A 25542-nucleotide genomic window follows, 5' to 3' on the forward strand; every position below is an offset into this window, starting at 1 on the left:
CGGAATCAGTCCGCGCTCTCGGGTGCTCGGGCCGTCGCAAAGCCCGGTAGCTCGACGCCGAGTGCGTCGCTGGCCTCGGCAGTCGAGTCGTAGGGCCGATTCACCACGAGTGTGCCAGCGCGCTGGCTGCCGAGACCGGGCAGCGCCGCGAGTTCGTCCATCGAGGCACGATTGAGGTCGAGCGGCGCGGGCACGCCCGAAACCGACCGATAGCCGTGGTCGGTCACGGCCACGTCGACCGTTCTCCCGAGGTCATGTTCGCCCGGAATCGCCACCAGCAGGGGATAGGTCCCGAGCTGTCGGCCGAAGGTCTTGCCGTCCTGGTGGTATTCGAGATGCACGTCCGGCAGCAGGGTGCCGGCGGGGGCGACCCGTTGCAGCATCGGGTTGTCGATCTCCTCGCGGACTTCCGTTTTGTACTGCTTGAACTGCTTCTTGTGGTCGTCGGCGATTTGGGTGCCGGTCTCGCTCATCTCGGTCCCATCGAAGGCCATCACCTGCCGGATGTTGACGCGGCGGAGCGACAGACCGGCGTCGTAGACCCGGTGGAGGAACTGCTTGTTCAACTCGAAGGTCTTCTCGCGCTCGCCCTGCAATCCGTGCAGGAGGTTGATGCCGGGCAGCAGTTTCGGCAAGCGATTGTCGTCCGGTCGCCAGCCCGCCTCCTCGTTGACGATTTCGATGGCGCGAAAGCACTCGTCGGCGGTCACATTGAGTTCGTTCTGTTCCTGCACGACCGGGTCGGCGCTTTCGAGACCGAAGGCGGCCGTGTCGCCGGGCGTGTTGTGTTCGGCGATGATACTAAGCCCCTCTCTGGACTGTTCGGGCCAGCGCACGATGGTGACGGGGTTGATGTTGTCGAGATGCAGCGTTTCGAGGCCCGGCACAACGTCGCGGATTCCCGCATAGAGTTCCCGCAGCGCGTCGGGGTTCGGGGCCTCGCCATCACCGCCGTAGGCGAGCAGGTCGGCCTGCCGTCCGAGCCGGAAGTGTTTCACGCCCCGGTCGGCAAGCGCATCGACCTCTCCGACAACGGAGTCGGGCGGACGGAAGGCCGGGTTGCCATACAGGGGTTCGGTACAGAACGAACACCGGTAGGCACAGCCCCGCGAGGTTTCGAGTTCGCAGATGAGGTACTCGGGATGGTTCGGGTGCTGTTCGACGACGAACGCGCCCTCTCGTGCCCACCGCGTGACCTCATCGACGTCACGCATCCGGTTGCCGAACTCCTCCAAGCCATTCGTGACGAGGTCGTGGGCGGCAGCCTCGACGTCGCCTTTGGCGACGAACTCGAAATCCAAGTCTTTCCGCTCGGTTTCCTGTCCGCCAGCGTTCTCCTCGCCGACGCCGAATCGGACTGGGCCGCCCATCAGGCTCGTTCCTTCGGCGACCCATGCGAGTTCGCGGACCTCGTCGGGTTCGGCGGGCGTCCCACCCACATACTTGCCCGGAACGGTCATTCCTCCCAGATATATCATCAGGTCGGCGTCGGCCACGTCGCGCCAGTTTTCCCGCTCGTCGCGCAGTTCGTCGATGGTGTGGTAGGTGATGCGCTCTTCGGAAACGCCCGCATCGACGAGCGCGCCGGCGGTGAATCTGGGATACGTCGAGATGTACGGCGGCACACCGAAGTGGGCGGGTTCGTCGACGTATCCATCGATGAGGGTGACGTCGAGCGTGGCTGGGTCGGTCATGGAGGGACAAGAGCGTCGCGACCTAAAACTCCCACTCTCACGACCCGTGGGGTTGATAGGCCGCGCGGGACTACGGGAGGTATGCCCGCAACGCTCGAAGTGGTCTGTGAAAACGACGACTGCGAACTCGACATGTTCGAAATGCACTACACCTACGACATGCCCGACGACGTGGGTGTTAGCGACTTCCAGTGTCCGTACTGCACCGCAACCGACACACTCCGGGAGGTCGAACTGTGACCAGCGTCGGTGAGTCGCTGCGCAACACTGTGCTCGACGGCGTCGGTCGCTTCGCGGGCCGCGCCCAGGAGCGCCGCCCGCTGCCGACGGACCTCCTCGAAAGCGACGACGCCTATCTCGTCGTCTTCGACGCGCCCGACGCGAGTGCCGCCGACGTACAGGTCCGGTTCTCCGACGGTTCGGTCCACGTCCGCATCGACCGCAGCCGCGAACACCGCGAGGGCTTCGAGATGCGCTTTCCTGGGCGCGGCCTCTCGCTCGATGGAAGCGTGCGACTTCCCGCCGAGGCGACAGTGGACCCCGACGCAGCCACCGCGACGCTCACCGCCGAGGGGACGCTCGAAGTCGAACTGCCGAAAGTCGAGGGAACTGAGGACGGACCGATACGGATTTCGGCCGACGAAGGGAGCGAAACAGACGTCATCGACGAGCGGAGCGACGAGGACGCCAGCGGTTCGAAGTGAGACACTCGCGCGACCAGTCTTCGATCACGAACATCCGAAGTCGAGTCGACCCGGTATACCACGGTCGCCGTGTATCCGACCGCAGTCGAACCGTTCGAGCTTCTATACTGTCGGACAGATCCGTCTCGGAAACGCAGCTCGAATATCCAGTTGCTGTCCGGCGTCTTCGGCCGGTCGATATTCACCCACTTCTGTACAATAGTATATATAATCTATGCCAAAGGAAACCGCTATTGCCCTTCGGTCTCGTACGAAAGCGCGACAACGCGACCGTCGCCGTAGATCGTATATAGCTCCGCTGCCCGGTCGTCGTCCGTGTTCGCAATCGTCGGATGGACGTATACCGGCACGTTTCGCTCGTAGGTGGCGCGCACGTTCCCTGTGCCAGGGTCAACCACCGAGACGATGCCGTTGTTCGTTACCGCCACCACCTCGGGGTCGCCATCACCGTCGATATCGCCCATGCTCGGTGGTGGCGTCATCGGCACGTCCTCGGTGGTGAGTTGAGTCGTCCACTCGACGGTACCATCGCTCGCGTTGATACTCCTGAGTTTGCCGTCCTTGGCGGTCGCATAGACCTCGGCAGCTCCGTCTTCATCACCGTCACCAAATGCATGTACCGCCGCCAATTCACCGAGGTCCTTTCGCCACTGCACCGCCCCGCGTTCGCCGTCGAGCGCGACCACCCGTCCGCCGAACGTCGCAGCGACGATCTCGACCGCTTCGTCGCCATCGGCCTGCCCGGTCGTCATCCACGTGATCGACGTCTCGAACGGTGTCGTTCGGTTCCATCTGACCGTTCCGTTCTCGTCCAACAGGACGACTTTCTGGCCGGTCCCGACGGCTATCTCATTGTCGTTGTCGCCAGTGAAATCGGCGACCGCGGGTTGGGCTTCGGTCTGCGAGTCGAGTTTCCGGGTCCAGACCGCGGTTCCATTGGGTCGAAGCACGAAGGCCGTCCCGCGGAAGTCGACGACGACGATTTCGTCGGTAGCGTTGCCGGTCACGTCCGCGACGAGGGGTTGGGTGTAGCCGTAGTCGGTGAGGTTGTACGTGAACTCCTGTCTCCCGGTTTTGGGGTCAAGAGCGGTGACGATGTCTTCGGTCGTAGTGGCGACGACCTCTTTCGTCCCGTCATTGTCGAAATCGGCGAGCGTCGGGTCGGCGACCGAGTGAATCGTACAGTTCGCCGGCGGGACCGTATACCGCCACTGTGGCGTGGCGCTGTCGGCGGTCATCGCCACGAGCCGGCAGCTACTGGTGTCTCCACCCCCGCTGACCGGCGCGAACACCATCCCTTTGCCGTCGACCTTTCCGGCTGCGGGCGCATGATGGTTCCCGAGGATATCAGTGGACGTGTTGCTCACCCATCGTTCGTCAAGCGTGCCGCTGGAACTGCTGAGGCTGCTGTACCCGACGACCGCGGTTCCAGCGAGCACTGAAATGAGGAGCACCACCGCCACGACGGTCCGCGCCTGCATGCGCTCGCGTATCGCCCGGTTGCGAATAAGGTCTCGTGTTGAACCGACCGATTCGAGAACCGTACTACTCACTGGCTGGTTCGGTCGTTGCTATGATTGGTCGATATTGTGAGCTGTGGACGGTGGGCTGGTCGGGGTATTTCGGTTCTACAAGTGCTGTATTCGGCTACGCGGCGTACGAAAGCGCAACGACACGAGCATCGCCGTAGATGACGAAGATTTCCTCCCGACCGTCGTTGTCGAAATCAGCGACTCGGGGGAACGTATTGATCGGGACATCGCGTTTGTACGAATCGACTATCTCGCCGGTTTCCGGGTCGACGACTGCAATGAGACCCGTGCCAGTCACGGCGACGAGTTCGGGGTCACCGTTTCCATCAAGGTCGCCCATGCTCGGCGGTGCCATAACGTACACACCCTCTTCGGTCGTGAGTGTCGTTTTCCATTCGACGCTTCCATTTGATGCGGTGAAGCTTCTGAGCGTCCCGTCTCTTGCGGCAGCATAGACCTCCGGGTCACCATCGCTATCGCCATCACCGAATGCCTTGACGGTCGCCCCTCTGGCGCTGACGTTCCGTTGCCATTCAACTGAGCTATTTTCGCCATCGAGCATCGTCACTTCACCGAAAAAGCTTGCAAACACCAACTCAGTCGCTGCGTCGCTGTCGGCCTGTCCAGTCGTCATCCATTTCGTCGTCGTTGCGTTCGGGAGGTTCCGCTGCCACGCGACGCTGCCGTTACGTTCGAGCACGGTTGCTTTCCCGCTCAACTGGCCAATCGCTATCTCTGGGTCGTTGTCGGCGTCAAAATCAGCAACTGCTGGCTGACGAACCTGTGCGTCGGCAAACTTTTCTCGCCACGCGAGGGTCCCGTTCTGCCGGAAGGCAAACACTCCGCCGAGGAGATCGGCGACGATGGTTTCGTTACCATCTGCCGGGAGGATGTCGGCGATGAGCGGCTTCGAGTAGCCATACGAGGTGAGTCGGTGTCGGAACTCTTCGCGTCCAGTCTGGAGATCGTAGGCAACGAGGTCTTTCGTGCTGGTTGCGGCGATCACCTCGTGGTCGCCGTCGCCGTCGAAGTCGGCGATTGTCGGGTCCGATACCGAATGGATCGTACAGGCTTCCGAGGCGATGGATTGCTGCCAGCGTTGTTCGCCGCTTCCGTTAAGCACCGTGAGCAGACACGTCTCACCTTGTCGGCTGTTGATGGGCACGGCAACGAACGATTCCCCATCGATGGCGGCGACGGCCGGCGTATGGTGATTGGATTCGAGCATCGCCGGCGGGTCACTCACCCATAGTTCGGTAAGCGTTCCATTGTCGACGCTGTTACCCCCAGTGTCACTCGGACCAACCACTCCGAACGCTGCGGCACCGGCTAGTCCTGCGAAAACAACGAGTGCCGCCATCACGGTCCGCAAGCGCATTGGCACTCACGTATGACCCGGGTGGGATAAGACTATCCGTGAGATGAGCGAATTCGAGAATCGAACCAATGGGGCGTATCAACGGTCTCTTTGCTGTTCCAACGCGAGCAAGGGCATGGACAAGCGCCGGACCGTATTCATCGTGCTGGTCGCACTCACGGCGTTTGTCGGCGTCACGAGTGCCCATCAGATTCAGAGTTCACGCTTCACCGCACCGATCCCGCTTTCTTTGCTGTTCGGCGGTGCAGGAGTCACGGTCGCCGCCACGGCGGCATGGCTTGCGATAACGGGTGAGCGCTCGACGGTGGTGCGGACGCAGCCCGTGTTCGTAATTCCGACGAACCTCGCAACGCTCGTACGATACGGGGCACGAGCGGTCTTCTTCGGCGGATTTCTCGTCGTTATCGTTCGCGGCTTCTTCGGTCCGCAGATCGCTGCCGAGAACTTCGCAACGGTGTTCGTCTGGGCAGTGTGGTTCAAAGGCGTCGGCCTGCTTGCGATTCTCGTCGGGAGCCCGTGGCGCGTACTCTCGCCGTGGCGGACGCTCTACGACGGGCTGGTGCGAATCGAGGGAAGCGACATCGCGCTGTTCGATGCGTATCCGTCGTGGCTCGGCTATTGGCCCGCATTCGGGGGATTCGTCGTCGGCATCGGTATCTTCGAGAACCTCACGGTCGTTCCACGTTCACCGGCGGCGACGGCGGTCGTCATCGCCGGGTATGCCGCGGCGATGGTTCTCGGTGCGGTCGCCTTCGGTCGGGAGTGGTTTCGCCATGCCGATGCGCTATCGGTGCTCTATCGACTGTTCGGGCGGGTTGCTCCAGTGGAGTTCGTCGCGGCGGATGACGGCTACCGGGTCGTGTTTCGGCCGCCGTGGACCGGCTGTACGCGTCCCATCGAGCGGTTCGGCCTCGTCGCGTTCGTCGTCGCCACGGTCTACACGGTGAGCTTCGATGGCTTTACGAACACGCCGGAGTTCCAGAGTCTCCTGTTCGGTCTCCGGGACCTGCTCGCGACCGGTCCCGGAACGAGCGTGCTCGTGTACGTCCTCGGATTGGCTGGATTCATCGCGGCGTTCGTCGGCGTCAGCATGGCGATGGAGACCGTCAGTGGGAGTGGTGGATGGCGGGGGACGGCCGTCGCGTTCGCACCGACGATACTACCGATTGCCGCGGCCTACGAGGTCGCCCACAACTATCCGTTCGTCGTCGAGCGGCTCGGGCGGCTCGCGGCCGTCGCGTGGTCGCTCGCCGTCTCTCCGATGGAACCGATCAGTCTGCTCTGGTGGCTGTCTGTCCCGGTGTTCTGGGGGTCACAGGTGCTGCTCATCGTCGCCGGACATATCATCGCCGTCGTGGCCGCTCACTCTGTGGCGGTCGAGCGCTACGAGACGCTCTCCCGAGCCAGACGGGCACACCTCCCGCTCGTGGCACTGATGGTGGGCTATACGGTGCTCTCGCTGTGGATCATCTCGCGGCCGGTCGTCTCGTGACAGCTCGTGATTCGACTCGCACACCAGAATGGTTATTCGCGCGACCACCCAATCGTGGGCAATGGAACGGCGGAGTCGTCACCTTCAGGACGCCCTTGTTGCTGGGTCCGGTACGGGTGCGCTCGCTTGCGTGAAGTGGGAGGTGACGTTCTGAGATGAAACTACTAAACATCGTTCTGCATTTGGGAGTGAACCGAGGCTCCGCACTACTCGGCGAGGTTGCACTGCCGACCGTCCTCGTCATCACGGGAATCGTCTCGTTGGCCGTTCTCGGACTCGGTGTCGTTGCGTTGGCACAGCGACGCTCGCGGTCGTATCTGTTGATCACGATGGCGCTCGGAACGTTGGTGGGACGCACGCTGGTCGGCGGGCTGGCCGTGGATGGAACGGTTGCGATGGAGTTCCACCACCTCATCGAACACGCGCTCGACGGCGTGATGGCCGCCTTGTTGCTCGCCGCAGTGTATTACGCCCGCATGACCGAGCGTCCGAAACTGACTACCAATGAACAAGACTCGTAAGCGAATCGCTCGGCGCATCCACACGGCTCCCGGCATTCACTTCAACGAACTCGTACGGGTGCTCGACCTCGCACCCGGACAGGTCCAATACCATCTGAAGCAGCTGTGTTCGTCGGGAGCGGTAACCGACGAGCAGCGATACGGTCGGACCCACTACTACCCGCCCGAGTGCAACGAGTGGCGACGCGGCGCGCTCTCGCTGTTGCGCCGCGAGACCGCTGGCGATATCGTCGCACTGCTCTGTGACCGCGGACCAACACGGCCACAGACGATAGCCGATGACCTCGATATCGCTCGCAGCACGCTCGAATGGCATGCTGACCATCTCACCGAACAGGACGTCGTCCGCAAAGAGCGCGACGAGCGCAATCACGTCACGCTCGCGCTCGTTCGGCCCGCCGAGACGGCGCGGTTGCTGCGAGAGGTCACCCCGTCGTCGCCGGCGCTGATGGTTGATCGCTTCATCCGCTTGACCGACCGATTGTTAGAGGATGCGACTGACGGGTAGCCGGTCATCTACTATCGGGCCTTCGAAGAACGAGAAATGGCCGAAGAACGTTGTCTGAGTTAGTGATCCGCTATAAACTGTTGAGCAATTGGGAGAAATTGGTCCATCGAGCGAGCAGAATTGAATGCATCGGGTGCGGGTCGCTGAAGATGTAGCAGCTGGAAATAGGTCTGGTGATTGGCTTCCACGCTGTGGATGCTGAGTGCGGCCTCCAAGACCTCCGTATCGTCGATCATGGGCGCAACGCCGGCGTAGGCTGACACACCCACAGCCTCGATGCGGTCGCTGAGCGCAACAAATTCCTCGATGCCATCATACGGGAATTCATACTTGGCCGGTTCGACGGGGTTGCCGCCGAGTTTCTCGATGGTATTGGTGAGTTTCTCGACGTGGGCTTCCTCGTGGTCGCGTACATCCTGAATCTGCTGGTAGGTCGAATACTGGAGCGTCGGCCGCGCGAAGTAGTTCGCGACCTCCGAACGCTCGACTTCGCTTTCGGAGTAGCTGTCGAGGAAATCGTTGTAATACGCCGCTTCTAAGTGTTCGAGCGTGAGTGCGTAGTTCAGGATATCGATATCGCTGACCTCCATATCGTCCGGGAGATGAATGGTATCCGTCCCATGGAACCCGTGATGGTGCGTTTCCGGTCGCTCCCAGTAGAGCGTTCCTCTGGATTCGTCGCCGGTGAACCCTGTTCCATCGAGCGGGAATTGAAGAACGAGGTCGTCCTTGCCGTCGCCGTTAACATCTCTGACCTCGCCGTCATCAATCGGACGGGCACCGCCGCCCTGTCCAAGGAGTTCCTGCGTCCCGAAGCGGTATCGCACCGGACGTTCGGTTGGGTCGAACGTTATCTCCGTTCCGGGTTTTTTGAGAATTCCCTCCTCATCCACGAAGGTGCTCTGGAGTATGGCTACCGAAACCCGGTCGTCCGTCTCGGGATCAATCTCGTTCTCGTTGCTTCCCGGTGCAATATTGATACGGAGTGCGTCAGGAAAGTGTGCGGACGCAATCGTGCTCACTGCTGGAATCGCGGCAGCAGTCGCCGCCGCACCAATGGCAGTCTTGAGGAACGTTCGCCGTTCAGTACTCCCGACCAGTGCGCGTGAGATCTCTGTTGGTTTCATCGTCTTTGTTTGATACCCCTTCCGGGTCAGGGCACCCAAATCAAGAGTTCATCCGGCACTGGATAGTAGCTTCTGGTGCATATCTCGAAATCAATTTTCAAAAAATAGTATTGTACCAACGCTACTTGTCAGTTTGATATGGACTGTAGCTAGCACACCACGCTGTCGGCTGGATATAGCCTTCGACGACACTACATGCGCCAAGTCCGTCACCATTCTTATCGGGGATATAAAACATACAGCCCGAACACTGTCGGCCGTTCTTCGGTTGCGTTTGGTACTGGACAGCGCTTTTCGATTGGAGAGCATCCGAACTCCGTTTCGACCCACCTTGACTCGTCGCTGTCTAATAGACATCTGGAACGGAACCGCTCAACGCGGGCGTGCCGCTGTTGGTAGCTTTCGTATCGGTACCTTCAGTTGCCGTATCGTCACGATCAGTTCCAGCGGCCGCTCCGGGTGTGGTTTCAGGCTCACCTGTCGTGGCGCGGCCGCCACTATCGGAATCTGTTCCGCTCTCGATAGCTTTAGTAGTTGCTGCACCTTGCTCCTCTGCCCCGTTGTTGCTGGCACACCCGGCGAGACCAACAATCGCCGCACTACCGGCCAGTTGGAGGACAGTGCGTCGTGATTTCCGAGTGCTCCGATTCATCCGTTGGCTCCTTACTCTCGTTCGAAAGATGGTCGTTGTGGTCCAATAGTCGAAACCCGTCTGTCGGTCACTAGTTCTAACCCATGCTACCGGATCCACCAAGCGGTTGATAGTAGGGGATATCGGGCAGTGGAAGCATGATACCGAAACGCATGAAACCCATCGCCAGCAGTACGTAGCCGAGACCGATGAACAGTACGCCGAGACCGTAGTGGACGACCTGTCGCTGGCGCGCGCTCACCGACTGGATGACCGTACCATATAGGAAGACGCTCGGAATGGTACCGAGACCGAGCGCGCCGAGCGCGAGAAATCCATGAAGGGGCGATCCCTGTGCGAACGCGTAGAGGAAGGCAGGATAGAGCAGCATGCAGGGGAGGAGACCGTGCAGCGCCCCCAGACCCATGATACCGACGCCGTTGACCCAGCGGTCGATGCGCGTCGAGATGGCCGTATAACTGCGCGCGAACAGCGAGCCGATCCCCGTACCGGCGACGATGCCCTCGACCGTCCCCTGCCGGTAGCCCGCCACCCGAGTAACCCCCATGAGGACGATTCCGCCACCGATGAAGATACCAATCGCGCCCTGCATCGGTCCGAGCACGCCCGCGAGTTCGACAGTTCCATAGAGCGCCGCGCCGACAAGACCGAAGATGCCGCCGATGAGTGCATAGCTAACCGTGCGTCCGAGGTTGAACAGCGCGTGCTGGCGTACCTCGTAGAGCGTGAGCGCGCCCGACCAGCGGTCATCGGTCTCCATGCGCTCGGCGTAGGTCGCCACCAGCGGCCCGCACATCCCGATGCAGTGTGCGCCGCCGAACAGGCCAATCAGAAAGAACACCGCCAGCCCGTAGCCGCCCGTGGCTAGTCCCGATAGTTGACCGAGGATTACTATCCCAACGGGTGCGAGCGAGCTAGCAAGCATCATTGCCGTGTGGTTCCTCTGCCGACCGTGAGCGTTTTCGATGGCATATCGAGAAACGCGGTCTCGTAGCCCTCGTGACGAGCGACCTGTGGCGGCGCATCGACGGCAAGCGTGATGGTATCACCGGCTTCGATGCTCTCCACTGCCGCCCCGTAGTGATAGTTGAGTTTCGGGTCGAGCGTCGCCTGCAACGGCCCGTCGAAGACCGTCTTCGTGCCGCGTTTCACTTGCGCCGACAGCGACATCGCCGGCAGGATGTATCGGTTGTATGGCGTTCGGGCCGACACGGCGAGATATGTCTTCTCAGCCGCACCGAAGCGTGAAGCGTCATCGAGCACCGTCATAACGAATACACCATCGCCGGTTCGTGTCGTCCCGAGCAACTGTCCGGGAAGCGCGCTCTTTTTCGGCGCAAGCGCAAGCGGCATCTTCTTCATTTCCATCGGATCGACCGCTCCACGCGTGCCGGCCCTCTCTTCGAGTTTCTTGAACATGATATTGCTCATCTTCTGCGGGTCATACGTGAGTTCGAATTCGAAGGATTGCTGGCTACTGAATCGTCCCTCGAACGCACCAGTCCGCCGTGCGGACGTCGGCGGAACATCGACCGTGACCGAATAGTCACCAGCGCCGGGGAGCGGGACGTTGTCGCCCGCATGGAAGCCCATGTTCTGAGAGAGCATTGTCCACGGAGAGACCGTCGTCACCGAGTCGCCGTTTTTCGAGACTGTTATCGTCGGGTTCGCATCCATCGGATAGATGCTCGTCTCCGGGTCCCAGACGCTCACCATGAGATGCATCGAGTCGCCGTTCTCGATGGTCACCTTCTTCGTCCGATTGCCGGTGACCGTCCAGAACCGGTGTGGGTAGCTGTACGTGAGCGCACACTTGTACCCTCCACTGTTCGTCCGCTGTCCACTCGTCGAGTTGTTCGTGTGGTTGTTGGCGGGGCGAGTCCGCTCTGTTCTGTCCGAGCTGCCGTTGGCGTTCGTGCTGGCCATCCCGGCCATCTTCATCCCCTCGATGTGGGAGGGATAGTAGACGGCATCGGGGCGGTTTTCCGGCAGCGGTGGCATCCGCTCTTTGATTCCACCGGCTTGGACTGAGAAAAGGTCCGAACAGCCCGCGAGAGCCGCCGCGCCGGCCGCCGTGCCGGCTAGCCCAGTACGAAGAAACGTCCGTCGGTCCATACCCAGTAGTAAGAACGTCCACCCTGAATGGATTCTGGTACATCTCTCGAAAATACGGGTAGCGACCGGGAGACGGCTCCTTAGGTTAGGGAATGGTCGTACAACCACGCACTCACGGTCGTTACCGTCAGAGCAAGCACTATGATGATCGCTGCTCCGAGGTGGGCAGTCACGACTATCGGTTCGAGGAGTGCAGTGACGGTGAACCGGCCAAGTGCAACCTGCACCGGCAACACAGCGAGCGCGAGCGTTGCCGACCACGTGACGATTCGGTGCTCGCGCCGAAACCGCCACGCACCGAGCGTCGTTCCAAGGATGAACACGCCGACGAGCATCGCCAGCCCTCGGTGTGCCCACTCGGCGAAGATCTGTATCGCCGAATACGGCGCGTTCGCAATGACTCTGGGATGGAGAAACGGCACCCACGTCCCATAACAGGTCGGCCAGTCCGGACAGGAGAGACCAGCGCCAATCGCACTCGTGTACGCACCGAGCAACATCAACACGTACGTCAACGCGAGCGTCAGCCCTGCGAAGTGCGTATAGGCAAATCGTGAACCGAGCAACTGACGCGTGCGGTCGGCGGTCGTCGTTTGCGTCTGCGTGTCAGTCATTGCGGGGTAGCAGCAGGAAGCGCCCGCAACCCACGCGGCGGGAGGAGGTAGTTGCCACGGCGTGTGACGGTCATATACTGGAGAATACCGTTGTTGTTCTTTCGACCGAGCGCGGACTCCTCGGCGAGGTCGGTGCCAGTCATCGCCTCGCGCGTTTTCGTGAAGTCCGCTATCCCCTGCTGGAGCGAGAGGAAATGCAGCGTCGCCTCGTCGCCGTCGGTTGAGTCGAAGTCCCGCCGGAGGATGATTGGGCGGTCGTTTTCGCGCGCACGGGCGGTCTTCTGGGAGTGACCGACCAGTCCCGACTCGCGGGCGGTCTCCTCCGGGGGCGCACATCGGTCCATCTTGCTCGAATTGCCCAGATTATCGCCGTCGCCCTCGACGATACCGGACTCGGCGTGGGCTGGACAGAACATCTTGCCGACGCGCTGATAGCGGCTGTCCTGTTCGTACCATTGGTCGAGGTGGAGTTTGATGGTCGAAATCTGTTGGGTGGTCCCTCCCCTGAAGGGTCCCGACTGAATCGTTACGTCATCTTCGGTCGCCTGATTTTTGTCGAAACCGGACTTGAATCCCATGTAGAGCGGGGTGTCGTCGGGGACCGGCTCCGAATCGGGAATTCCCTGCACGTCCTGATTGTCGGCGGGCAGGCCATCGCCAACGAAGCCCGTTCGCCGGTCGATGCGCTCGAAGATTCCGCCAAGTGACGTCTCGATATCAATCCCGTTGAGGGTCTCCTTATTGCCTAGTAGTGCTTCTTCAGCGGCTAAGACGACCTGTCCGTAGTCGCTTGCGAGATGGACGACCGCGTCCGGCCGGTCGAGTTTCGGGTCCTCGAACGGCGTGAGTGCTCTCGGCCGCTGGAGGTCGACCGATTGCGGGAGGGAGCTATCGAAGCGCTCGAAATACGCTTTCGAGTAGCTCACCGTGAACAGCAAGCCGTCGTGGGAGTGAGGATAGGCGCGTTCGAGCGTTCGGAGGGCCTGGTCCATCTGCTGTCGGTGGTCTCGCGTCGGCGCGCCATCGTTCCCGTAGCGGAGAGACAACAACACCCGATGGCGTGGGCCGAGATGGTTGTCGTTCTCACCGAGTGCAAGGAACTCGTTCCACGCGTGCTGGCGCGACGGGAGCGTCGAGGGGTCATCGCGTCCCTGTGGGAGATTTGGGGCATTCTCGCGGGCCATACAGGCCGATAGCGCTGCCGGGCCACCGATTGCGACGGCGGCTTTCACGAACGCGCGCCGGGAAAGACCACGCTCGGTGCCATCTGGCATACCCAGCTATACACGCTGTAGCGGAAAGCCGATTCTGGTACGCACCTCGAAAAATGGCATCGTTCTCGGTCATCGTTGTGTTCACTCGCCGGACTCACACCGGAAAGTCGGCGTCCGAATCGACCACGCGGTCGACTTGCTCGGGGACGCGCCAGTCGGTCGTGAGTTCCAGAAACTGCACGAGGATGCGCCCGGTCGCGCCCCAAACCACGTAGTCGCCGACACGGAAGAAATGGAGTCGAACGTCACCGTAGTGGGGGTGGTCGCGGCGCTCGGAATCGTAGTTGTCGGGGTTCGTGAGCGCCTCGACAGGGAGGACGACCACCTCCGCGACCTCGCGCTCGTCGGGGACGTACTCGCGGTCGGGCACGCGCGCGACGAACGGTCGGACGGCGTAGCTCGTGATGGTTCGAATGTCGTCGAGCCGGCCGACGACCTCCGCACTCGCGGGGTCGAGACCGATCTCCTCCTGTGCCTCTCGCAACGCGGTCGCGGTCAGGTCCGCATCGACTGGTTCGCGCCCGCCGCCGGGAAAGCTCATCTGGCCGGGGTGTTCGCCGAGGTGGTCGGCGCGTTTGGTAAAGAGGAGGTGTGCGCCGTCGTGGCTCTCCGGGTGCTCGCGGGTGATGACCGGCACGAGCACGGCCGCATCGCGCTGCTCGTCGGTGACTCCCGTGGCCGCGTGTTCGGCCACCCGCGCGAGATGCATGCCATCCCGAAGCGCCCACGGGGCTTAATTCGTCCGCTCCCGTCGTCGATGGCAGTCGCTTGCGGGTCGCTTATCCCACTCCCGGTCGTGGCCCCGATGAGATGAACCGACCGCGCCGGGCGCACCGTCGAGGGGTGAGGACCTGACGTGTCGATTGACTCCGCGGACGTGCTCGACCGGCGCTCGATAGCGAAGGCGCTGGTCGGCTTCCTCATCGCCGCCGTCCTCCTGTATCTCCTCGGCAGCGTCGTCGGTTGGGCCGACATTCTCGACGCGCTCGCGCGTGCGGACCTGCGCTGGGTGGCCGTCGCCTGTCTCAGTACCTGTGGCTACCTGCTCGCGTGGACGAAGACGTGGCAGGTCGTCCTCGACGCCGGCGGGATTTCGATACCCTACCGTGAGCTGGTGCCGACCTACCTCGCGGCGACCTTTGCGAACTACACGACGCCGTTCGGACAGGCCGGCGGCGAACCGTTCATCGCCTATGTACTGGCCGCCGACACGGACGCGAGCTACGAGGAGAGCCTCGCGAGCGTCTCGACGGCCGACCTGATGCACCTACTGCCCTTCTTCACCTTCGCCGGGGTCGGGCTCGCGGCGCTCGCCCTCAGTGGCACCGTCCCGCCGGGCGCGCGCTCGATACTCATCGGGCTTGCGGCCATCGCCATCGGCGTGCCGGCGCTGGTCTACGGCGCGTGGCGACGGCGTGACCTCGTCGAGGGGCTGCTCACCACGCTTGCCCGTCCGGTCACCGAACGCACCGACCGGGTATCGATGGAACGGGTCGAGGCGCGCATCGACAGCTTCTACGACCAACTCGCGCGCATCGCCGACGAACCGCGCGACCTGCTCGCCGGGCTGGTCTATTCGTACGTCGGGTGGGTATTTTTCGCCGCGCCGCTGTATTTCGCCGCGCTCGCACTCGGCTTGCCGATTGACCCACTGCTGGTCGCCTTCCTCGCCCCCGCGAGTTCGCTCGCCGGCTTCGTTCCGACGCCGGGCGGACTCGGTGGCGTCTCGGCGGCGATGACCGCGCTGGTGGTCGCACTCACTCCAGTCAGTGGTGGCTCCGCGGCGGCGCTTGCACTCCTCTACCGTGCAACGAGCTACGTCTTCGCGCTGGCCGTCTGTGGCCCGGCCGCACTGTACGTCACTGCACGCGCCTGACTCACTCGCCCGTGGCCGCATCGAGCCGGTCGCGCACCCCATCGAGTTCGACCGGGGCCCACGTTTCGAGGTCGTAGCTCACGTCGAGCAGCCGCTGGATGCGTTCGCGGTCGTCATCGCTGACGGCGCGGGCCGCGTCCGCACGGAATCGCTCCTCGACGACCGCCCCGAGGGCCGCACGGTCGGGCGTACGCATCTCGACGTCGAGGATGTGTGGCAGGTCCTCGGCCCCCTCGGGGAGCGTCGGAAAGGCGGTCGGGCCGGCGGCGAGCAGTCGTTCGTCCACGTCTCGTTCGACGATTGTATCGTGGTCGAACGAAACGAGACGATAGGCCGCGAGCGCCGCGTCGACGTTGTCGTCCTCGAAGTCAGCGCCGCGTTTGAAGGCGAGTTCCTCGCCCGCTTCGACCAGTTCGGTCCGTGAGAGCGCCCCGAAGAGGTCGATGACGCCGGCGAGTTCGTCGTGGGTCAGTTCCATTCGAGCCATCTCCGAGCGCCACGGGTTAGTCCTTTACCGCCGTGAGGTCCTTTTGTACTACGTCCCGCACCTCACGGGGACTGAGCGGTGCGTCCGTCCACGCCGGCAGGCGGTCGTCGGTAGCGGGCGCGGTGATTGCTGCTGCGTACTCGCCGACCTGCTCGCGCTCGCCCGCGGCGTCGTATTCGAACCCGTTGTGGGCGGCGTCGGCGGCGTACTGGCGAACGAACCGCGCCGCCGTCCGCTCGTATCTCGTGGGGAGCGTGTCGTAGTCGGGGACCACACCGTGGTCTTCGACGGCGCGGAGCAGCGCCCGTCCGACCTCGCGGCTCATTGCCGCCAGTCCATCAGCGCCCGACACCGCCCGGTGGTCGTGAACGTCGACGCCGAGGTCGACTTGGGCCGTGTGTGCGAAGCCCGCGCTGTCGAAGGCGGTTTCGAGCGTGTCGATTTCGAGACCCCAGCCCCGGCCGAGGCGGAGTTCGCGCGCGAGGTCGCCAGTGAGCGCGAACTCGCCGGCGAGCGCGTAGCGAAACGCGCCGAGATACGCCAAAACCGGTGCGTCGCGGCGTTCGCGGAGGGTTGCCACGAGCGGCGCGTAGAAGAGGCGAAACAGCCGTCCAAAGAGTTGCTTTCGCTCGATACGGGCGTAATAGCCCTTCACGAACGAGAAGTCATCCGCGAGCGGCGCACACAGCTTCGAAACGTCGGCGGCCGAATACGAGAGCGCGTCGGCGTCGTGGACGACGACGAACTCGTGGTCGCTTGCAAGTCCGAGCGCGAGCCAGACGTCCCGGCCCTTTCCGCCCTCGCCGTCGAGACTGCGTTCGGCGAGCAGCGCTTCGAGCCGCCGGCCGCCACACCAGAGAACCTCCATATCGAGGTCGAACTCCGACAGCCATCCGACGACCGTCCCGACTCGCTCGCGGGGCGCGCGCAGGGCGACGATGACCGTCGCCACGTCGAGCGTGGCGAGCGACGAGAAGACGTTCGCGGCCGCGTCCGTGCGGTACTCGCGGCCGGTCATCGGCACGACGACCGCCGTCCGACGGGTCGGGGCGGCCGGCGGCTCGTCCGAAAAGTCGTGCAGCGTCGTGATTCGCTCTTGAACGTACTCCATGGTCGAACTCGCCGCTCGCCCGTGTCGGTTCGGTCACCACGCCCGCAGACTGTGCTTCGGGCAGAGAGCGTATTCCTCAATAGGACGCGAACCCAATCAAGCCTTCCGAAACGGGCGCGAGAACAGGCACGGGAAAGGTACGCAGTGATGCCAGGGCAGCGGACCGGATTCCCGTGCGACCGGAACCATGCGGTTCCGTTTCCACAGAGACAGGGGAGGGTTCTATACTTACCCCCTGACTGCTGTTTCAGCCTTCGAACGATGTTGCAGGGTGTGAACATCCCCGATGTCGATGGTGTCCGTATCTCCTCGAACGACAAGAGGATACTGGTGTTTTCGCCGACGCCAGTGCCGGTCCGTATCCCAACGTTGACGCTGCCGGCTACCCGATTTCCCGGCAATGAGTACACAGGACGTTTCCCGGGGGCAGGCGTGGCTGATGGCTGCGCGACCACAGACGCTGCCGGCGGCCGCCGCGCCCGTCTTCGTGGGCACCGGTCTCGCCGTCTCGATGGGCGTGTTCGCCCCGCTGCCGGCGCTGGCGGCGCTCGTCGGCGCGCTGCTCATCCAAGTGGGCACGAACTTCGCGAACGACTACTACGACGCCAAATCCGGGGTCGATTCTGAAGAGCGCGAGGGCTTCACCAGAGTCACCCAGTCGGGTCTCATCGGGGCGAGCGAGGTCCGGCGCGCGATGGTCGGGACGTTCGCGCTCGCCATCGTCCTCGGCAGCTATCTGGTCTCCGTGGGTGGGCTGCCAATCGTCGTCATCGGGCTTTCGAGCGTCGCCGCCGGAATCCTCTACACCGGCGGCCCCTACCCGTACGGCTGGTACGGGCTGGGCGACCTCTTCGTGTTCGTCTTCTTCGGGCTGGTCGCCGTCACCGGCACCTACTACGTACAGGCCACCGCCCTCGCTTCGTCCTTCCCGCTCTGGCTTCCGTCCGACACGCTCCCGCTCGCGGCCGTCGTGGCGAGTCTGCCCGCTGCGGGCCTCTCGACGAACATCCTCGTCGTCAACAACCTCCGGGACCGCGAGACCGACATGGCGGCGGGCAAGCGCTCGCTCGCGGTCGTTCTCGGCTACCGCTGGAGTCGCATCGAGTTCCTACTCATGACGGGGATGGCCTACACGGTTCCACTCGTCTTCTGGGTCACGGGCTACGGCCCGCTCGTGCTCGCGCCGCTGCTCACGCTGCCATACGCCGCCTCCATCGCCGCGACCGTCCTCACCAGAACCGACGGTGACGCGCTCAATCCCGCGCTCGAACGGGTCGGAAAGCTGCTCGCAGCCCACTCCCTTCTGTTCGCGCTCGGTCTCGCGCTGCCGGAGGTCATATGAGAATCGAGCCGTTCTCGCTCGCACTTGCCGGTCCGCTCTCGACCGCCCGAGGGACCATCGACACCAGGGATGGCTTTCTCGTCACCATCGAGCACGAGGGGCTGTGGGGCGTCGGCGAGGCGACGCCGTTACCGGGCTGGACGGAATCGCTCGATGACTGCCGGGCAGCACTCGAACGCGCTCGAAGCACCGACGGCTGGGAGAATGCACTCGATGCGCTCGATGGGACGCCGGCCGCCCGTCATGGTCTCGCGCTCGCACTCTGCGACGCACGCTCACGGGCGGCGGGCGTTCCGCTCTATCGGTATCTCGGCGGCGAGCACAGAGAGCGTGTGCCGGTGAACGCGACCATCGGCGATGACACAGTGAACGAAACCGTCGATGCAGCCACCGCGGCCGTCGAACGGGGTTTCGCGGCGCTCAAACTCAAAGTCGGCGTGCAGGCGGTCGAGGACGACATCGAGCGCATCGCCACCGTGCGAGAAGCGGTCGGTCCCGATATCGAACTCCGCGTGGATGCGAACGGCGCGTGGAGCCGGGACGAGGCGCGGGCGGCGCTCGACGGGTTCGCCGATGCGGACCTCGCGTACGTCGAACAACCGCTTTCACGGGCGGACCTCGTCGGTCACGCCGAACTCCGCGGACAGGTGTGGGTCGCGCTCGACGAATCGCTGGCGACCCACTCCGTCGAGTGCGTTCTCGACACTGGTGCCGCCGACGTGCTCACTCTGAAACCGATGGTTCTCGGCGGCCCGGACCGCGCGCGAGCGGTTGCACTCGCCGCCCGCGAGGCCGGCTGCGAGGCGGTGCTCACGACGACGATTGACGGCGCACTCGCACGAGCGGGTGCGGTCCACGTCGCCGCGAGCCTCCCCGACCCGCTGCCGGCCGGTCTCGCGACCGCCGACCGGCTCGCAACGGACCTCCTCGCGGACCCGGCTCCAATCGAGGATGGACACGCGCACGTACCACAGGAGCCGGGCAACACACCGCTGGAGGACGGATGACCGACGTGCTCGCCCGGCGGGTCCGGGCCTCCCCGGAGGCGACCGCGCTCATCGCAACCGACGGACGGGAATGGAGCTATCGGGACCTCGACGAGCGCGTCGAGCGAACCGCCGGCCGGCTCGCGGCGCTCGGTCTGTCGGGGGCGCATCTCGGCTGTCTGCTGGAGACCCGGCCCGCGACGGTCGCCCTCGTCCACGCGGCGGCACGCCTCGGTTGCGTGCTCGCCCCATTGAACACGCGGCTCACGCCCGCCGAACTCGATGGACACATCGAACGCGCGGACCTCGCAGCGTTGGTCTGTGGGGTGGACACCGCCGCGACTGCCGTCGAACTCTCGACGGAGATTCCGGTTGCCTCCGTCGATGACGCCGACCGCCCGGGCGTCACGGGTCTCGACGATGTCTCGCCGGCGGAGTTCACACCCGCTCGACGCGACGCCGACGAACCGGCGCTGATGCTCTCGACATCGGGCACCACCGGCGAGCCGAAACTCGTCGTGCTCACGATGCAAAACGTGCTTTCGAGCGCCGTCGCTTCGGCGTTCCGGCTCGGCGTCACGCCCGATGACCGCTGGCTCGACCCGCTCGCGGTCTATCACATGGGCGGGTTCGCCCCACCCGTTCGCTCGGCGCTCTACGGCACGGCCGTCGTCGTCACAGGTGGGTTCGACGCCGAGACGACCCTCGACGCGCTCGACCGCTTCGATTGTACCGGTATCTCGCTCGTGCCGACGATGCTCCGACGGTTGCTCGATGCCGGCTCCCTGTCGGACTCGCTGCGGTTCGTGTTGCTTGGCGGCGCGCCCGCCTCGGAAGAACTCATCGAGCGTTGTGGCGAGCGCGGCGTTCCCGTCCATCCGACCTATGGGATGACCGAGACGGCCTCACAGGTCGCCACCGCCCGCCCCAAGGAGGCGTTCGCCCACACCGGCACCGTCGGCCGCCCCCTCTTTGGGACTGACCTCACGATTCTCGGCGGCGATGGAACGACCGTCGAAACCGGCGAGGCGGGCGAACTCGTCGTCGCCGGACCGACGGTCTTCTCAAACTACTACGGGGACAGCGAGGCGACCGCGCGGGCCTTCTCCGAGCACGGTTTTCATACCGGCGACGTCGGCCACCGCGACGAGGACGGGCGACTCTGGGTCACGGGCCGGCGCGACGAGATGGTTTCGAGCGGTGGCGAACTCGTTTCACCGAGGGAAGTCGCCAGCGCACTCCGCGAGCATCCAGCCGTCCGCGAGGCCAGCGTGGTCGGTCTCGCCGACCCCGAGTGGGGCGAGCGCGTCGGCGCGCTCGTCGTCGGAGACGTTTCCGACGCCGAAGCGGTCAGGTCCCACTGCCGCGAACGTCTCGCCGGCTTCAAACTCCCACGAACCATCGGATTTGCCGACGAACTTCCCCGCACCGCGTCGGGGACCGTCGAGCGCGAGGCAGTCCGAGAGCGCCTGTTAGAGACCGGCGAGTGATTCGCCCCGTGTGACGGCTCAGTCCGCGCCCCCCTCGGCGACCTGTCCTTCGAAATCGGCCGCAGCGGGCGGCTGGGTCCGCACGTCCGCGCCCTCGCGCTCGTCGATGACGTCGGCGTAGGCATCTGGCATCACCTTCACGAACTCACTCACCTGTGCTTCCCAGTTGTCGAGGACGTACTGGCCCCGGTCGGAGTCGGTGTAGGCGACGTGGTTCTCGACCAGTCGCCGGAGCATCCGCTCGTCCTTGTCGTCGAGCTCCGTTGTCGTGCTCACCATCCCGTGGTTGACGCGCGATTCGAAGTCGTCGTCCCTGTCGAGGACGTACGCGACGCCGCCGGACATGCCGGCGGCGAAGTTCTTCCCCGTGTCGCCGAGCACCGCGATGGCTCCTCCTGTCATGTACTCACAGCCGTGGTCGCCGACCGACTCGACGACGCCTTTGACACCCGAGTTACGCACCGCGAAGCGCTCGCCGGCCTGCCCGTTGATATACGCCTCGCCCTCGGTCGCGCCGTAGAGCGCGACGTTCCCGATGAGACTGTTCTCCTCGGGTTCGTAGGGGACGGTCGGCGGCGTGTTCACGACGAGCTTCCCACCGGAGAGTCCCTTGCCCACGTAGTCGTTCGCGGTTCCGGTCAGCGTCATCGTCACGCCGGAGGCGAGGAAGGCACCGAAACTCTGGCCCGCCGTGCCGTCGAAGTCCACGGTGATGGTGTCCTCGGCGAGACCCGCGCCGCCGTGTTCGCGGGAGACGTGATGGGAAAGCAGCGCCCCGACCGCGCGGTCGGCGTTCGTGATGTTCGTGCTGAGCGAGATGGGTGTACCGTCCTCGATGGCTGCCTCGGCGTCCTCGACCAGTTCGTGGTCCAACTGGTCGTCGATTTCGTGGGTCTGTTCGCGGGTTTTCGTCCGCTCGGTACCCGCTTCGCCGTCGCTGCGCGGTTCGGCCAGCACCGACGAGAGGTCGATTTTCCTCGCCTTCTCGTGGGTGACGTCCTCGCGTTGGGCGAGGAACGCGGGGCGGCCGACCATCTCCTCGACCGTCTCGAAGCCGAGGTCGGCCATGATTTCACGGAGTTCCTGCGCGATGAACGTCATGTAGTTGATGACGTGTTCGGGTTCACCGGGGAATCGCTCCCTGAGTTCCTCGCGCTGGGTCGCCACGCCGACTGGACAGGTGTTCTCGTGGCACTGCCGGGCCATCACGCAGCCCGAGGTGACCAAGGAGGCGGTTCCGAAGACGTACTCCTCGGCCCCCAGGAGCGCGGCCACAGCCACGTCACGGCCGGTCTTCATCCCACCGTCGGCCGAGACCCGGATGCGCGAGCGGAGCCGCGTGTCCCGAAGCAGCTGGTTCGCCTCGGCGAGTCCCAACTCCCACGGCAGTCCGGCGTTCTTGATGGACGTTCGTGGACTCGCGCCAGTTCCTCCGGAGTGGCCCGAGATGTGGACCACGTCGGCGTTGGCCTTCGCGACCCCGGCGGCGATGGTGCCGATACCCGCCTCCGAGACGAGTTTGACGTTGATGTCGGCTGCGGGATTGGCGGCTTTGAGGTCGTGAATCAGCTGCTTCAGGTCCTCGATGGAGTAGATGTCGTGCAGCGGCGGCGGCGAGATGAGACCCACGCCGGGCGTTGCGTACCGCACGTGGGCAATCATCTCGTTGACCTTCTTGCCGGGGAGATGGCCGCCCTCGCCGGGTTTCGAGCCTTGAGCCATCTTGATTTGTATCTCCTCTGCCGACGTGAGATATTCCGACGTGACGCCGAAGCGGCCCGACGCGACCTGCTTGACCGGACATTCCTTTGCAGTATGGAAGCGCTCCGGTGGCTCGCCACCCTCGCCGGTGTTGGACTTCGCGCCCAGCCGATTCATCGCCACGGCGTTCGTCTCGTGCATCTCCGGCGAGAGACTGCCCAGACTCATCGCCGCCGTCGAGAACCGCGTCACGATTTCCGTGACGGGTTCGACTTCCTCCACTGGAATCGACTCGCGCTCGCTGTCGAATTCGAGCAGGCCGCGAAGCGTCTGTAACTGTTCGTTCTGTTCGTTCATCATGCGGGCGAACTCCTCGTACTGTTCGTAATCACCCTGCCGGACGGCCTGTTGGAGCGCGCCGACAGTCTGAGGGTTCCACTCGTGGAAGATGCCATCCGAGCGGTGTTCGTACTCGCCCTGTCGTTCGATGTCCGGGTCGTCGTCGAAGGCGACCGCGTGGCGGCTTTCGAGGTCGCCCTCGATCTCCTCGATACCGATGCCCTCGGTGCGGGCGGTCGTCCCCTCGAAATACTCGGCGACGAACCGGGAATCCAATCCGACTGCCTCGAAGATCTGAGCACCCTGATAGCTTTGGACTGTGGAGATGCCCATCTTCGACATCGTCTTCAAGAGTCCGTCTTCGAGCGCTCTCCGGTAGGCCCCGATGGCTGCATCGCGATCCGCACCATCCGCGCCCCGCGTGAGGTCCGCGATGGTCCGGTAGGCGAGATAGGGGTTCACCGCGCCGGCACCGTAGCCGACGAGTGCCGCGACGTGATGCACGGTACGAGGATCGGCCGATTCGACGACGAGACCGACGCGGTTGCGGCGACCGTTGCGCACGAGGTGATGGTGGACGGCCCCGGTCGCCAGCAGCGACGGAATCGGCACCCGCTCGTCGCTCGCCGCCCGGTCCGAAAGCACGAGGACGTCGCTCCCGTCGGCGGCCGCGGTCGCCTCGCGGCGCACGCGCTCGACGGCCGTTTCGAGGTCGCCGTCGGCGTCGTAGGTGATATCGACGACCTGACTCTCCATCCCGTTCGCGTCCTCACCATCCATCCCTCTGATGCCTGTCACCTCGTCGTCGGCGAGGACCGGGGACTCGGCGACGAGCTGGCGGGCGTGTGCCGGTGATTCGGCGAGCAGGTTTCGCTGGGTGCCGAGTCGGGTTTCGAGCGAGGTGACGAGTTCCTCGCGGATGTAATCGAGCGGCGGGTTCGTCACCTGCGCGAACAGCTGCTTGAAGTAGCTGAACAGCGGGCGGTTGAACTGCGAGAGAACTGATAGAGGAGTGTCGTCGCCCATCGAGCCGACCGGGTCCTTGCCCTTGTTCGCCATCGGTTCGAGCAGGTTGTCGAGTTCGTCGTGGGTGTAGCCGTACAACGCCTGCCGAGTGCGGAGGTCGGCGTCGCTCTCGCGCTCCGGGCGGTCGTCCGCTGCATCGACGAGGTCCGCGAGACTGACCTGCTCCTCGTCGACCCATTCGGCGTACTTCTCGTCGGTTAGCTCCGCGAACACCTCCTCGTCGGGGAGGACGCGACCCTCCTCGGGATCGGCGAGGAACAACTGGCCGGGTTCGAGCCGGCCGCGCTCGGCGACGTTCGCCGGGTCGAGGTCGAGCGCCCCGGTCTCGGAGGCCATCACGAGCCGTCCGTCCGTGGTCACGTCGTAGCGACAGGGCCGAAATCCGTTGCGGTCCAATACTGCGCCGACACGCTTGCCATCGGTGGCCGCCACCAGCGCCGGGCCGTCCCACGGCTCCGACAGTGATGCATGAAAATCGTAGAAGGCGCGGCGCTCGTCGCTCATTGCGTGTTCGTCTCCGCGGAAGGCCTCGGGAATCAGCAGTCTGAGCGCGTGCGGAAGCTCGCGACCCGATTCCAGGAGGAGTTCGAGCGCGTTGTCGACGCTCGCGGTGTCGGACTGCTCGGCGTCGGCGATCACTGGCTTTACTGCATCGACGTCGAACTCCTCGGTGCCGATATCGGTCTCGCGGGCGCGCATCCAGTTGACGTTGCCCTGGATGGTGTTGATCTCGCCGTTGTGGATAACTCTCCGATAGGGATGGGCGAGATGCCACGCGCCGAGCGTGTTGGTCGAAAAGCGCGCGTGGACCATGACGAACGTCGAGGCGACCCGCGAATCGTGGAGGTCGGGATAGTAGCCGCCGAGCTGGTCGCCCTTCAGCAGTCCTTTGTAGACGAGGGTCTGGCGGTCGAGCGAGCAGACGTAAAAGCGCTCGTGACCCGTCGGCGCGCGCTCGGCGACGCGCTTTTCGACCGCTCGACGGCCGACGTAGAGCCGACTGTCGAATTCTTCAGTATCGAGGCTCTCCTCGGGTGCGACGAACGCCTGATAGACCGCGGGCTCGGAGTCGAGCGCCGTTTGCCCCAAATCGCCGTTGTCCGTCGGGACCGCCCGCCAGTGGACGACCGAGAGACCGTGTTCTGCGAGGGCGTCCGTGACGAGTTCCTGCAACCGTTCGCGCGCGGCGTCGGCTTGCGGGAAGAACAGCGACCCGACGGCGTAGGTTTCCGGTAGCGAGATGTCGAGTTCGTCGGCGAAAAACGTGTGAGGCGTCCGGAGCATGATGCCCGCGCCGTCACCGGTCGACTCCTCCGCGCCGGTCGTCCCCCGATGTTCGAGGTTCGAGAGGACTTCGAGACCGTCGGCCACGATTGAATGGTCTCCCTTCCCGTTGAGGTCCATGACGACCCCGACGCCGCAGTTCGCGCGCTGCTCGGACGGGTCTGCCAACCCCGTGGCCGTCGAGTGCCCTCCAGAGGGATGCGTGTCAACCATATGCACTCGGTTCCCCCTGTCACGGATAAGAGTCTGACCCTGAAAGGCTAAGTGTGTGCTAATACCAAATAAGGGT

21 protein-coding genes and 1 pseudogene are annotated in these 25542 nt (G+C 64.0%); 9 read left to right on the top strand and 13 right to left on the bottom strand.

The features are described 5' to 3' along the window. Positions 1-5: 5 nt before the first annotated feature. Positions 6-1694: a radical SAM protein gene (locus ACQUQO_RS06905; RefSeq protein WP_435077231.1), complete on the bottom strand. Its 1689-nt coding sequence runs from the start codon at positions 1692-1694 to the stop codon at positions 6-8. An 81-nt stretch (positions 1695-1775) separates the two neighbouring features. Between ACQUQO_RS06905 and ACQUQO_RS06910 the strand changes: the two genes are divergently transcribed. Beyond that, on the top strand, positions 1776-1934 hold the full coding sequence (locus ACQUQO_RS06910; protein ID WP_435077232.1) for a DUF7559 family protein: 159 nt from the start codon (positions 1776-1778) through the stop codon (positions 1932-1934). Continuing rightward, the gene (locus tag ACQUQO_RS06915; protein ID WP_435077233.1) at positions 1931-2398 is read left to right on the top strand and encodes an Hsp20/alpha crystallin family protein; all 468 of its coding nucleotides are present in this window, start codon (positions 1931-1933) and stop codon (positions 2396-2398) included. The genes ACQUQO_RS06910 and ACQUQO_RS06915 overlap by 4 nt, the downstream gene beginning before the upstream one ends. A 230-nt stretch (positions 2399-2628) precedes the next feature. Here the strand turns inward: ACQUQO_RS06915 and ACQUQO_RS06920 are convergent, their stop codons facing one another. Continuing rightward, positions 2629-3879 (bottom strand): PQQ-binding-like beta-propeller repeat protein, encoded by a 1251-nt coding sequence (locus ACQUQO_RS06920; protein WP_435077234.1) that lies wholly within the window; start codon positions 3877-3879, stop codon positions 2629-2631. 166 nt (positions 3880-4045) lie between these two features. Then, the gene (locus ACQUQO_RS06925) at positions 4046-5308 is read right to left on the bottom strand and encodes a PQQ-binding-like beta-propeller repeat protein (RefSeq protein ID WP_435077235.1); all 1263 of its coding nucleotides are present in this window, start codon (positions 5306-5308) and stop codon (positions 4046-4048) included. 115 nt (positions 5309-5423) lie between these two features. Between ACQUQO_RS06925 and ACQUQO_RS06930 the strand changes: the two genes are divergently transcribed. The 3 genes from ACQUQO_RS06930 (at position 5424) to ACQUQO_RS06940 (ending at position 7829) form a co-directional block, all read left to right on the top strand. Next, a complete protein-coding gene (locus tag ACQUQO_RS06930) occupies positions 5424-6800 on the top strand; it encodes a hypothetical protein (RefSeq protein ID WP_435077236.1) in 1377 nt (458 codons plus the stop codon). Positions 6801-6988: 188 nt separating this feature from the next. Further along, positions 6989-7321 carry a DUF7471 family protein gene (locus tag ACQUQO_RS06935; protein ID WP_435077237.1) on the top strand — a complete coding sequence of 111 codons (333 nt, stop codon included), beginning with the start codon at positions 6989-6991 and terminating at the stop codon, positions 7319-7321. Next, on the top strand, positions 7305-7829 hold the full coding sequence (locus ACQUQO_RS06940) for a winged helix-turn-helix transcriptional regulator (protein WP_435077238.1): 525 nt from the start codon (positions 7305-7307) through the stop codon (positions 7827-7829). Before ACQUQO_RS06935 ends, ACQUQO_RS06940 begins: the two co-directional genes overlap by 17 nt. Positions 7830-7888: 59 nt before the next feature. Here the strand turns inward: ACQUQO_RS06940 and ACQUQO_RS06945 are convergent, their stop codons facing one another. The 7 genes and pseudogenes from ACQUQO_RS06945 to ACQUQO_RS06975 form a co-directional block, all read right to left on the bottom strand. Continuing rightward, a complete protein-coding gene (locus tag ACQUQO_RS06945) occupies positions 7889-8956 on the bottom strand; it encodes a ferritin-like domain-containing protein (protein ID WP_435077240.1) in 1068 nt (355 codons plus the stop codon). 121 nt (positions 8957-9077) lie between these two features. Beyond that, positions 9078-9236, bottom strand: a pseudogene (locus ACQUQO_RS06950) (high-potential iron-sulfur protein); the annotation flags it as partial. A 448-nt stretch (positions 9237-9684) separates the two neighbouring features. After that, the gene (locus ACQUQO_RS06955) at positions 9685-10533 is read right to left on the bottom strand and encodes a sulfite exporter TauE/SafE family protein (protein ID WP_435077293.1); all 849 of its coding nucleotides are present in this window, start codon (positions 10531-10533) and stop codon (positions 9685-9687) included. After that, positions 10533-11723 (bottom strand): DUF7350 domain-containing protein, encoded by a 1191-nt coding sequence (locus tag ACQUQO_RS06960; protein ID WP_435077241.1) that lies wholly within the window; start codon positions 11721-11723, stop codon positions 10533-10535. Before ACQUQO_RS06960 ends, ACQUQO_RS06955 begins: the two co-directional genes overlap by 1 nt. An 80-nt stretch (positions 11724-11803) precedes the next feature. Then, positions 11804-12337: a COX15/CtaA family protein gene (locus ACQUQO_RS06965; protein ID WP_435077242.1), complete on the bottom strand. Its 534-nt coding sequence runs from the start codon at positions 12335-12337 to the stop codon at positions 11804-11806. Then, positions 12334-13611 carry a DUF7405 family protein gene (locus tag ACQUQO_RS06970; RefSeq protein WP_435077243.1) on the bottom strand — a complete coding sequence of 426 codons (1278 nt, stop codon included), beginning with the start codon at positions 13609-13611 and terminating at the stop codon, positions 12334-12336. Before ACQUQO_RS06970 ends, ACQUQO_RS06965 begins: the two co-directional genes overlap by 4 nt. A 94-nt stretch (positions 13612-13705) precedes the next feature. After that, on the bottom strand, positions 13706-14320 hold the full coding sequence (locus ACQUQO_RS06975; protein ID WP_435077244.1) for an NUDIX hydrolase: 615 nt from the start codon (positions 14318-14320) through the stop codon (positions 13706-13708). A 147-nt stretch (positions 14321-14467) separates the two neighbouring features. Here ACQUQO_RS06975 and ACQUQO_RS06980 point away from each other — a divergent pair, with 147 nt between their 5' ends. Further along, complete coding sequence (locus tag ACQUQO_RS06980; RefSeq protein ID WP_435077245.1) at positions 14468-15487, top strand: lysylphosphatidylglycerol synthase transmembrane domain-containing protein; 1020 nt, start codon at positions 14468-14470, stop codon at positions 15485-15487. 1 nt (position 15488) lies between these two features. Here the strand turns inward: ACQUQO_RS06980 and ACQUQO_RS06985 are convergent, their stop codons facing one another. Further along, positions 15489-15965 carry a DUF7109 family protein gene (locus ACQUQO_RS06985; RefSeq protein WP_435077246.1) on the bottom strand — a complete coding sequence of 159 codons (477 nt, stop codon included), beginning with the start codon at positions 15963-15965 and terminating at the stop codon, positions 15489-15491. A gap of 25 nt (positions 15966-15990) precedes the next feature. Next, positions 15991-17085 (bottom strand): glycosyl transferase family 2, encoded by a 1095-nt coding sequence (locus ACQUQO_RS06990; RefSeq protein WP_435077248.1) that lies wholly within the window; start codon positions 17083-17085, stop codon positions 15991-15993. A gap of 400 nt (positions 17086-17485) precedes the next feature. Between ACQUQO_RS06990 and ACQUQO_RS06995 the strand changes: the two genes are divergently transcribed. Genes ACQUQO_RS06995 through ACQUQO_RS07005 form a run of 3 tightly spaced genes read left to right on the top strand, consistent with a single transcriptional unit; the run spans position 17486 to position 20903 of the window. Beyond that, complete coding sequence (locus ACQUQO_RS06995) at positions 17486-18427, top strand: 1,4-dihydroxy-2-naphthoate polyprenyltransferase (protein ID WP_435077249.1); 942 nt, start codon at positions 17486-17488, stop codon at positions 18425-18427. Then, positions 18424-19434, top strand: a complete 1011-nt coding sequence (locus tag ACQUQO_RS07000) for a mandelate racemase/muconate lactonizing enzyme family protein (RefSeq protein WP_435077250.1) — start codon at positions 18424-18426, stop codon at positions 19432-19434. Before ACQUQO_RS06995 ends, ACQUQO_RS07000 begins: the two co-directional genes overlap by 4 nt. Further along, positions 19431-20903 (top strand): class I adenylate-forming enzyme family protein, encoded by a 1473-nt coding sequence (locus tag ACQUQO_RS07005; protein WP_435077251.1) that lies wholly within the window; start codon positions 19431-19433, stop codon positions 20901-20903. The genes ACQUQO_RS07000 and ACQUQO_RS07005 overlap by 4 nt, the downstream gene beginning before the upstream one ends. 18 nt (positions 20904-20921) lie before the next feature. Here the strand turns inward: ACQUQO_RS07005 and gltB are convergent, their stop codons facing one another. Beyond that, entirely contained in the window at positions 20922-25466 is a 4545-nt protein-coding gene (gene gltB / locus ACQUQO_RS07010; protein WP_435077252.1) for a glutamate synthase large subunit, read from the bottom strand. Positions 25467-25542: the final 76 nt, after the last annotated feature.

Source organism: Halococcus sp. AFM35 (assembly GCF_051195015.1).
Lineage (GTDB): Archaea > Halobacteriota > Halobacteria > Halobacteriales > Halococcaceae > Halococcus.

Coding starts and splice junctions, on each gene's coding strand:
- ACQUQO_RS06975 (WP_435077244.1), bottom strand. CDS start 14,320: ATGCATCTCGCGCGGGTGGCCGAACACGCGGCCACGGGAGTCACCGAC.
- ACQUQO_RS07000 (WP_435077250.1), top strand. CDS start 18,424: ATGAGAATCGAGCCGTTCTCGCTCGCACTTGCCGGTCCGCTCTCGACC.
- ACQUQO_RS06960 (WP_435077241.1), bottom strand. CDS start 11,723: ATGGACCGACGGACGTTTCTTCGTACTGGGCTAGCCGGCACGGCGGCC.
- ACQUQO_RS06940 (WP_435077238.1), top strand. CDS start 7,305: ATGAACAAGACTCGTAAGCGAATCGCTCGGCGCATCCACACGGCTCCC.
- ACQUQO_RS06985 (WP_435077246.1), bottom strand. CDS start 15,965: ATGGAACTGACCCACGACGAACTCGCCGGCGTCATCGACCTCTTCGGG.
- ACQUQO_RS06905 (WP_435077231.1), bottom strand. CDS start 1,694: ATGACCGACCCAGCCACGCTCGACGTCACCCTCATCGATGGATACGTC.
- ACQUQO_RS06965 (WP_435077242.1), bottom strand. CDS start 12,337: ATGACTGACACGCAGACGCAAACGACGACCGCCGACCGCACGCGTCAG.
- ACQUQO_RS06970 (WP_435077243.1), bottom strand. CDS start 13,611: ATGCCAGATGGCACCGAGCGTGGTCTTTCCCGGCGCGCGTTCGTGAAA.
- ACQUQO_RS06955 (WP_435077293.1), bottom strand. CDS start 10,533: ATGCTTGCTAGCTCGCTCGCACCCGTTGGGATAGTAATCCTCGGTCAA.
- ACQUQO_RS06990 (WP_435077248.1), bottom strand. CDS start 17,085: ATGGAGTACGTTCAAGAGCGAATCACGACGCTGCACGACTTTTCGGAC.
- ACQUQO_RS06930 (WP_435077236.1), top strand. CDS start 5,424: ATGGACAAGCGCCGGACCGTATTCATCGTGCTGGTCGCACTCACGGCG.
- ACQUQO_RS06995 (WP_435077249.1), top strand. CDS start 17,486: ATGAGTACACAGGACGTTTCCCGGGGGCAGGCGTGGCTGATGGCTGCG.
- ACQUQO_RS07005 (WP_435077251.1), top strand. CDS start 19,431: ATGACCGACGTGCTCGCCCGGCGGGTCCGGGCCTCCCCGGAGGCGACC.
- ACQUQO_RS06910 (WP_435077232.1), top strand. CDS start 1,776: ATGCCCGCAACGCTCGAAGTGGTCTGTGAAAACGACGACTGCGAACTC.
- ACQUQO_RS06945 (WP_435077240.1), bottom strand. CDS start 8,956: ATGAAACCAACAGAGATCTCACGCGCACTGGTCGGGAGTACTGAACGG.
- ACQUQO_RS06920 (WP_435077234.1), bottom strand. CDS start 3,879: ATGCAGGCGCGGACCGTCGTGGCGGTGGTGCTCCTCATTTCAGTGCTC.
- ACQUQO_RS06925 (WP_435077235.1), bottom strand. CDS start 5,308: ATGCGCTTGCGGACCGTGATGGCGGCACTCGTTGTTTTCGCAGGACTA.
- gltB (WP_435077252.1), bottom strand. CDS start 25,466: ATGGTTGACACGCATCCCTCTGGAGGGCACTCGACGGCCACGGGGTTG.